The organism is Streptomyces griseorubiginosus (genome assembly GCF_017614965.1).
In the GTDB taxonomy this organism is placed as follows: domain Bacteria; phylum Actinomycetota; class Actinomycetes; order Streptomycetales; family Streptomycetaceae; genus Streptomyces; species Streptomyces griseorubiginosus_B.
This window is the reverse complement of record NZ_WVUG01000359.1, coordinates 1-8289: the sequence shown is the minus strand read 5'-3', so window position 1 is coordinate 8289 and position 8289 is coordinate 1. Positions and strand designations below refer to the sequence as shown.

Here is an 8289-nt window from a genome sequence, read left to right as displayed (position 1 = left end):
CCCCTCCACCGTACGCCCCAACTCCTGTGCCCCGCAGCCCCGTCACCACCCCGAAACACAACTCTGGCCCCACGGCTTCAGCGCCGGGGGCCAGGCATGAGGTAAGGTAACGATGCGTTCGGACACCGACTCCGGTCGGCGTCTTACGCGGGTGTAGTTTAATGGTAGAACATCAGCTTCCCAAGCTGAGAGCGCGAGTTCGATTCTCGTCACCCGCTCTTCTTGAAGCCCCAGGTCAGCGGCCTGGGGTTTGTTTGTTGTCTAGACCAATTTGAGGGTGGCGCGCCCTCCGCGTGCCCTATATCGAGGTCAGGCGCCCCCGGAAGGCTCTCGGCCGCTAAATCACGTAGGGCAAGCGCCAGGTCATCTCACATTCCGAGACGATTCACGCCATTGTCGGGCCCGTCAGCTGTCCAAACTCAACGGCTTCCGGCAACGACGGCCCCCCGGGCTCCCGGGGAGAGCCCAACTCCCCTGTCAGCGGCTGCTGTCAGGCTGAGCAGCATGGCCGTCGTCAGGAGGAGAGCATGAGCAACGCCGATCTTGGTCCGCTCGTCATCACGCCCCGGAGCGGAAGTGAGCCGATACGGGCCAACGGCGAAGCCGTAGGCAGACTCGGTGAGTTCTGGAGCTGGGCCTGCTCCGACCTGGCCAACAACACTATGCGCGGTGTCCTGGCCGAGTACCTCGTGGACACGGCCCTGGGCGCGGCAGCTGGTATCCGCACCGAATGGGACACCGTCGACATCCGCACGCCCCGAAGGGTGGCGCGTCGAGGTGAAGTCGACGGCCTACCTCCAGTCGTGGGCGCAGACCGAGCTGTCGGAGATCAAGTTCCGTATCGCGCCCGCCTCCGGCTGGGACGCAAAGACGGGCACCACCTCGGCCGAAGTACTGCGCCGCTCGGACGTGTACGTTTTCTGCCTGCTGCACCACCAGGACAAGCAGACCCTCGATCCCCTGGACCTCGGCCAGTGGACTTTCTACGTCCTGCCCACCCGGGTACTGGACGAGCAATGTCCTGGCCAGAAGAGCATCAGGCTGTCCAGCCTCAAGCGCCTCGACCCGCTGGAGACCGACTTTACTGGCCTGCAGAAGGCAGTCGCCGCGTGTGCCGAAGGTACTCGGTAGTTCCAGGGGCGGTGGGCTCAGCCCGCGCGGCAAGGACTGTCTCCGGGGTCCCCGAGGCCGGCATCGGGGGCCTCCGGGCGTCGATCGACACGAGGAGATCAGCGAGCGCCTGCCGGTCGTGAAGTGCGTCCACTCTGTGTGCCTTCCCCTCAGGGTGCTGGTACGCCGTCGCGGAGGTAGAGCGGGCGTCCCGCCGTGAGAGCGGTCATAGCGGCGGTGAAGCGGCGCCGGACACGTTCACCGAGCCGGGCGCCAGCCTCTTCCGGCTCGACGAACGCGACCTCGGCAAGCTCTTCGTCCCGTGGGTGCAGCCGGTCGGCCTGGTCCTGGAGCAGCGTGCCGCCGTTGAAGATGAACGCGATCTGGTCATCCCATGGACCGTGCGGAGCCACCCAGTCCACCACCAGCAGCCCGTACACCGTGATCTTCAGCCCCAGCTCTTCGAGAAGTTCGCGGCCCACCGTTTCCTCGGGCGGCTCGTTCGCCTCCGCCATGCCCCCGGGCAAGTCCCAGTCCGGTTTGTAGGTGGGATTCACAAGGAGTACGCGTCCGGTCGGATCACGCAGCAAGACGTCAGCCGCAACGCGCTTGCGGGCCTGCTTGGCGTTGCCTTCGGCAAGGTAGGCGTTCCAGGCGTCTGTGTCGCCGGGGTCGGGTGCGGTGGGCCTCATGCGCGGGTGCCTCCCGGTGATGGCGGAATCAGATCGGCCAGGAGAAGCATTCTCGCCCTGCGTGCATCATCAAAGCGCACCAGGTACTCACGAATCGGCCGATACGCCTTGTGCAGTTCCAGCAGTCGGCGCAACTCGTCAAGCTGCTGGACGACCCGGACAGACCCCAAGGTCGGGCTCGTGCTCAGCAGCCCGTGTGCGGCATGTACCGCGGCGTCCAGCTCCCTGCGGCGCACGTGGAGGTCCACAAGGCTGATCTGGCTCAGTGCCAGCGACCGCGCCCGCCCGGTCTCCCGCAGGGCGACGGCCTGTTCGGCATGCTGTAGGGCGTCGTCGAGCCGTTCAAGGTCGCGGAGGATCAGCGCGGACTCGCTCGCCAGGGCGGCGGCGTCGAACGGGCTCAGCCACGGGTGCTCAGCATCCGCACCGCCCTCCAGATCCCGCTGTGCCACGTCGAGCGCCCGGGCGGCCGGGGCGTGCTGTTCGGCGGCGGCCAGGGCGCGGGCCTGCATCGTGTGCAACCGCGCGGTCAGCGCCGGAATCCGCGGCCCCTGCGCCGCGAGGTCAAGCCCGGTGCGGGCCCACTCCACGGCCGCCGCCGGGTCACCGGTCTGAAGCGCGAGATGGCTACTGCTCGCGGCGACATGGGCAGCCAGTGGGAGGTCACCGGAGGTGCGGGCCAGAGGTAGAGCACGCGCGAAGTGCAGCCCAGCAAGGTCATCCTGTCCGGAGTCGTGGGCCATCCAACCGGCCATCTCCGTCAAGGCCGCCGCCGCAGCGAAGACCTGCGGCCCGCTCGCGGTGTCGACGAGGCGGGGTGCCACCCGGTCCGACAGATGCCGCACCACGGCCCCGTACAGACGGCCGCCACCGGTCTGCCGGTCCGCGTTGCGGAAGTGGTCCATGGCCGCGAGATCGTCCCCGCCCGGTGGCGGATGGTCAGTTCGATGATGCTCCGCCACGGCGGCGGGCTCCCATGACCGGCGGGCCAGACCCAGCAAGTGGCCGGGGATGTGGAAGGCGTCGGCGATCTGCTCGAACAGGGTCAGCTTCTCTACCCGGCTCTTGCCGTTCATGTAGTCGTAGAGCCGCCCCTGTGTGATGTCGACGGCGGCGGCGAGCCGTCGCGTACTCATACCTCGGCTGTTGAGCATGCGAAACACGGTGCCCATGTCCCGCTCGGCCAGCGCGCGCAGCAGACGCTCATCCCCAAGCAGGCCGGAAATGATCACCCGCGGATCCGGTAGCTGGTGGCTCATCTACGACTCCCCCGAGTAGCGGTGACTCGATGCTATGTCCAACGACTGTGCGCCGACTCCGTGTTGGAGTCACCTGCTGGAGTCTCCCCACCCGGCTCCTGCGTCGTTGACTGGCTGCCAGCCACGAGGGATGCACCCGTGAACATCTCCCCGTCGGCCGTCTCGCCCGCAGGCTTCTTCCCCGAGGCACGCGGGCGGGGCTCCCCCCCCTCCGCCCCGACCAAGGCGTTGACGATGACCCAAACAGGAACCCCGCAGAAGAGATCCGCCGCCATCGCCGGCCCCCACCCGTCATCCGACGTGCTGTCTCTTGCGGCGGCCCCGGATCCCGCCGACGGCGAGCCAGGCGAGGAGGCCGGCGGCGTTCTTGAGGCATCGGGCCTGACGACCGTGCCAGAACGTCAGTTCGCCGCTATGTCCTGGCTTCTTGGTGCCGCGGACGATCGGGATTTGGCGCGCGTCCAGTGGGACGAGCAGGGAATCGCGCTCCTATGCTGCGGCGGCATCCTCTCCGCTGTACGGATCCCGGCTCGCCTGGTGTGGGCCGCGGTCAAGACCGACCAGCTTGAGAAGGTCGACGCCTTCCTAGGAGAGTGGTTCGACGGCGGCGCCGTGTTCATGGACCTCCGATCCCAGCAGTACTACGCCTTGGTGCCCGGCACGGCCGATTGGCCGCTGAATGACCGCGACTTCCCTGGCGTGCAATGCCTGGGCCGTGACAACTTCCTCGGCGTCCCCGCGAGTCGGCTCACCACACCGGAGGGACGCGCGTACTGGTGCCTGCCCATGCAGTCGCCCGGGGACCTCTGTTACCTGGATGAGGTCGAGGCGCTCGTCCGCACCGGACGGACGGCCTTGGCCGAGGGCGGTGGCCAATGACCGTGGAGACGCTGCGGAGCGCGTCCCTGCTCCCCGCGCAGCGCCCGCCCCGGGCCGGGAACGGACAGCCCCCCGCCGTGCACCGGATGTGGGTACAACGGCGCGTCGTGCCTTGACCGGCACCACAGCCCCCCTTGGGGCGAGCCCGTGCTTGTCCCCGGGGGTGGTGGCTCCGGGCGTTCCGTCACGCCCGCCCGGAGCCACCAGCACCCCGCAAAAGGAAGGCTGCCCCGTGGAAGCGAAGTGGGTCATCGGTGACTGCTGGCTCGGGTGCGGGCGCACCGGCCTTTCGGCGGTCTGGCTCGGGCCGTTGCAGTGGGACGGACAGCACGCACCGGCTTACGCGTGCGAGGACGACCTCAACCGCCTCAAGGCGCAAGCCCTCGCCTACTTCATGCAGCGGCAGCCAGCCATCGCCTGACAGACGCCCCCGCGGAACTCCGGCAAGACGCCGCGGGGGAAACGGTCCCCACCCCCGAGGGGACCAACCCTGCCGCCCGCTGCCAGAACGGCGCGCGGCACCAGCCCGGCCGGGGCAAGCCTCGTTGCTCCACTCGCCCCGGCCGGGTTCCATCACTGCGACATTGAGGAGAGGCATGTTCGTTCACTCTGACCGTCTGCCGACGAGCACGGCGGTTCCGCAGGGCACCATCACCCCGCAACCGTGGGGAGTCGGCCGCATGGCGCCGTACCCCACGATGGCCCCCGGGTACTCCGCCGTCCGACTGGACCCGGGCACCCAGACTGCCCGGTTCTTCGACGCGAGTGGTCAGGTCATGGAGATGCCCGGCCACGGGACCAGCACCGGCACCAGTCCCTCCACGGGCACCAGCCCTGACGGCAACGGCACCACCCAGGACAGCGACACCGGGAGCGACAGCGACCAGTGACTGACACACGTCCGGTGTTGGTCGTCACCAGCCTGCACGACCCCACCGCCGACGTGGTGATCCGCGAGCTGCACGGCCGGGACATCCCGGTCGTGCGGCTCGACTCGGGGGACTTCCCCGCATCACTGTCGGTGGAGGCAGAGATCACCCCGCACGGGATCGAGGGCCGCCTCCTCACCCCCTCGCGCACCGCGGACCTGTCCAACGTCCGCGCCATGTACTACCGCCGACCGACCGGGTTCGCCTTCCCACACCTCAGCGACCAGGACGCACGGTTCGCCATCACACAGGCCCGATACGGGCTCGGCGGGGTACTGGCTGCCCTGCCCGGCTGCCTGTACGTGAACCACCCGCACCGCGTCGGAGATGCGGAGTTCAAACCGTCTGGGCTCGCCGCGGCGGTACAAGCCGGTTTCCTGGTGCCGCCCACGCTCATCACTTCCAGCCCAGACGCGGCACGAGCCTTCATCAAGCGGGAGGGCTCGGTCATCTACAAGCCGCTCCACAATCCCGTGTACCGGGTGGACGGGGTGTCGAACGTCGTCAAGGTCGCCGAGGTGTCCGCCGCGGACATCGATGACGGCGTGGCGGGCACGGCGCACCTTTTCCAGAAGCGCATCGACAAGACCGCGGACGTACGGGTGACCGTCATCGGCACCCGGGTGTTCTGTGTCCGCATCGACTCCGACCTGTTGGACTGGCGCACCGACTACGACCGGCTCGCCTATACGCCCGTGGAGCCGCCGCCGGGCATTGCTTCGGCGCTGCGTCACTACTTGGAGCACTTCGGGCTTGTCTTCGGGGCTTTCGACTTCTGCGTGGCCGAGGACGGGCAATGGTGGTTCCTGGAGTGCAACCCCTCCGGTCAGTGGTACTGGCTGGAACCTGAAACGGGTCTGCCCATGTGCGCAGCCCTGGCCGACCTCTTGGAGAGGAAGACCACGACGTGACCGACGACGACAAGGCCCTCCGCCTCGCGCTCGCCGAGCGCCTGGCCGCCAGTGGCCACCTGCGCACCGACCCATGGCGGGCCGCCGTCGAAAGCGTGCCCCGGCACGAGTTCCTGCGCGGCGGCTACTTCGAACGGACCGACAACCCCGGCCCCACCGCGTGGCGGCCGGTCCTACCCGATGCCCCCGGATGGTTGGGCGGCTGTTACCAAGACGCCTCCCTCGTCACCCAGATCGCCGGGACGATCGCCCCCCGGGACATCCGCGGCGAGATCCTGCGCGAGCCCACCTCATCGAGCACCCTTCCCGGCCTCGTCGTCCGGATGCTCGAAGACCTCCAGGTCGAGGACGGCAACCGCGTACTGGAGATCGGCACGGGAACCGGCTACTCCACCGGCCTGCTCTGCCACCGACTCGGCGAAGACCTCGTGACGTCCATGGAGGTGGACCCGGAGGTCTCCTTCCGTGCCCGTGCAGCGCTCGGGCACGCCGGGTACGCGCCGTACCTGATCGCTGGTGACGGGCTGGCCGGCCACCCCGACGGCGGCCCGTACGACCGGCTGATTGCGACGTGCGGCGTCACCGAGCTCCCGTATGCGTGGGTGGAGCAGACCCGGCCCGGCGGGATCATCCTCGCCACACTGCCCGGCTGGCTCTACTCCTCCGAACTGGCACGGCTCACCGTGGAGGAGGACGGGACGGCCCACGGCCGACTCCTCGGCAGGCAGGTCTCATTCATGATCGCCCGTCCCCAGCTCCCGCCCCCGCTCGGTCTGCTGCCGGACATCGACGAGGGCCAGGAACGCACCACCGGGCTCCCCCCGGATGCTCTGGACGACTGGAACACGCGCTTCGTCGCCCAGCTCGCGGCCCCCCACGTGCAGCGCCTCAGCCTCAACCGGGACGGCCGAACAGAACACCTCCTGATCGACGTGGACGCCTGCGCCTGGGCCGCCCTCGCCCAGGACGGCGATGCCTGGACTGTCCGCCAGGGCGGCCCCGGTCGCCTGTGGGACGACATCGAGGAGGCCGTCGCACAGTGGCGTGCCGACGGCGCCCCCGGCCTCAACCGCTTCGAGGTCACCGTCACCCCCGACGAGCAGACCGTGACCTGGTCTAGGGTCTGATGGCACGAGCACCAGGAGGCGCGGACAAATGGCGGATGAGGAGCCCTTGCGCGAGTGGGCAGCCCGACGTGACCGGCGCCGAGCTGCGCAACGGCAGATCACCGGCATACGCCGCGCCGTGCCCCTCGCCGAGGGAGCCCGCGCCTCCCATATCGCCCCCAACGCCCCGCGCGCCCTTATGGAGTGGGACGGGCAGACATGGGTGACGGTCGGGGTGGCCCCGAACGCGGACGCTGCCCGGGAGTTCCTCGGCCACGTACCAGCGCCTGCCCCCGAGAGCGGGTGGGACGTCCAGCCTGCTCCGCCTGGTCTCGGCCCCGGCCGAGGACGTCACCGGAAGCCCTGACCGACCCGTGCCAAAGGCGCCCGACCTGATGCCCAGGGCGGGCGCCGCTCAGCGGCTCACCCTGTCGTCACCCACATGTGCCATCCCAGTGCCACCTCGCCGCGCCCGCTTGGCGCCGTGACCCGAGAAGCGGTGGCTGCGCGCGCTCGGGGCCACATACGTTCGCCTCCATGGTTGACGCAGCTTTCGGGCATCCGCGCCTCGCCACCATCTACGACCCACTCGTGCGCGCAGCGAGGCCGGCCACTAGACCATTCGGCTAGCGCCGTCCTGCCAGCGACCGAACGTTCTCCAGCAGAGCATGTAGCAGGAAGGGCGGCTCCGTCGGGACGGTCCGAGTCGTCTCCAGATACGTCGCCGCGTTCTTCCCGTCGATACCCTCGCCCGTGCGGACGAGCTCCTGTCGCCGCTCCTCCCAGGCCGGCCAGTGCTGGTCGAGGTAGGTCTCCAGAGTGTCCTCGAAGACGGTGTAGCGGCCGGTGGAGTCGTCGGCGGGCTGCGGAGTCGGCGTCGCTCCCAGGTACTGCAGAAGATTCGAGTTCTTGGTCCGGTTCGTCCGCGCCTGGCGCTCGAACGCCCGCTCCTTCTCCTGACGCTGCTCAGGGATGAGATGACGCACTGACTCCCGTTTCCGCTCCTCCATGCCGAGGTCGCCGTCGAAGACGACGTAGCACGGCACGCCCAAGGCGCTGAAGAGAGCGTCGGAGATCATGAGGTTGTCCTTGCCGTGGACCTCAATGACGCTGATGCCCTCCGCACCCAGGTTGATCCCCGCCCGCTCGGCACAGCCAGTGATCACGCCCCCGTCCCCACGTCCTTCGACCAGAACCACGGCATCGGCGAAGAAGCCCTCCGCCAGCGCGCCGCCCAGGGTCCCCTCGGTCCTGCTCCTGATCACCTGCTTGTCGACTAGCGCGTGTTTTGAAAGTCGGCTCCCTTCCTCGTCCCGTGCCGTGATGATCTGTATGTGGGGCGAGGGGATCTTTCTGACGAGCAGTGGGCGGTGCTGGAGCCGTTGTTGCCGGTCGCGGTGTTG

10 protein-coding genes and 1 tRNA gene are annotated in these 8289 nt (G+C 68.8%); 8 read left to right on the top strand and 3 right to left on the bottom strand.

What is annotated here, in order from left to right; all coding sequences use genetic code 11:
* Nucleotides 1-147 precede the first annotated feature (147 nt).
* Both GRC12_RS38665 and GRC12_RS46095 read left to right on the top strand, forming a co-directional pair.
* A tRNA-Gly gene (locus GRC12_RS38665) sits at nucleotides 148-218 on the top strand.
* 559 nt (nucleotides 219-777) lie between these two features.
* The gene (locus tag GRC12_RS46095; protein WP_244374435.1) at nucleotides 778-1131 is read left to right on the top strand and encodes a hypothetical protein; all 354 of its coding nucleotides are present in this window, start codon (nucleotides 778-780) and stop codon (nucleotides 1129-1131) included.
* Between the two features lie 149 nt (nucleotides 1132-1280).
* Here the strand turns inward: GRC12_RS46095 and GRC12_RS38655 are convergent, their stop codons facing one another.
* A complete protein-coding gene (locus tag GRC12_RS38655) occupies nucleotides 1281-1802 on the bottom strand; it encodes an NUDIX domain-containing protein (protein ID WP_208785038.1) in 522 nt (173 codons plus the stop codon).
* Nucleotides 1799-3061 carry a helix-turn-helix domain-containing protein gene (locus GRC12_RS38650; protein WP_208785036.1) on the bottom strand — a complete coding sequence of 421 codons (1263 nt, stop codon included), beginning with the start codon at nucleotides 3059-3061 and terminating at the stop codon, nucleotides 1799-1801. Before GRC12_RS38650 ends, GRC12_RS38655 begins: the two co-directional genes overlap by 4 nt.
* A 138-nt stretch (nucleotides 3062-3199) precedes the next feature.
* On the opposite strand from GRC12_RS38650, the gene GRC12_RS38645 reads away from it, so the two are divergent.
* The 6 genes from GRC12_RS38645 to GRC12_RS46090 all read left to right on the top strand — a co-directional run bounded on the left by GRC12_RS38645 (nucleotide 3200) and on the right by GRC12_RS46090 (nucleotide 7253).
* On the top strand, nucleotides 3200-3940 hold the full coding sequence (locus GRC12_RS38645; protein ID WP_208785033.1) for a hypothetical protein: 741 nt from the start codon (nucleotides 3200-3202) through the stop codon (nucleotides 3938-3940).
* Nucleotides 3941-4172: 232 nt separating this feature from the next.
* Nucleotides 4173-4361: a hypothetical protein gene (locus tag GRC12_RS38640; RefSeq protein WP_208785031.1), complete on the top strand. Its 189-nt coding sequence runs from the start codon at nucleotides 4173-4175 to the stop codon at nucleotides 4359-4361.
* Nucleotides 4362-4536: 175 nt separating this feature from the next.
* On the top strand, nucleotides 4537-4830 hold the full coding sequence (gene tgmA / locus GRC12_RS38635) for a putative ATP-grasp-modified RiPP (protein ID WP_208785028.1): 294 nt from the start codon (nucleotides 4537-4539) through the stop codon (nucleotides 4828-4830).
* A complete protein-coding gene (tgmB, locus tag GRC12_RS38630; RefSeq protein WP_208785024.1) occupies nucleotides 4827-5780 on the top strand; it encodes an ATP-grasp ribosomal peptide maturase in 954 nt (317 codons plus the stop codon). The genes tgmA and tgmB overlap by 4 nt, the downstream gene beginning before the upstream one ends.
* The gene (tgmC, locus tag GRC12_RS38625; RefSeq protein WP_208785022.1) at nucleotides 5777-6907 is read left to right on the top strand and encodes an ATP-grasp peptide maturase system methyltransferase; all 1131 of its coding nucleotides are present in this window, start codon (nucleotides 5777-5779) and stop codon (nucleotides 6905-6907) included. The genes tgmB and tgmC overlap by 4 nt, the downstream gene beginning before the upstream one ends.
* Nucleotides 6908-6935: 28 nt before the next feature.
* A complete protein-coding gene (locus tag GRC12_RS46090; protein ID WP_244374434.1) occupies nucleotides 6936-7253 on the top strand; it encodes a DUF6087 family protein in 318 nt (105 codons plus the stop codon).
* Between the two features lie 259 nt (nucleotides 7254-7512).
* On the opposite strand, the gene GRC12_RS38620 is transcribed toward GRC12_RS46090, so the two are convergent.
* Nucleotides 7513-8289: ATP-dependent endonuclease (locus GRC12_RS38620; protein ID WP_208785020.1), on the bottom strand; the 777-nt coding region annotated here is incomplete at its 5' end.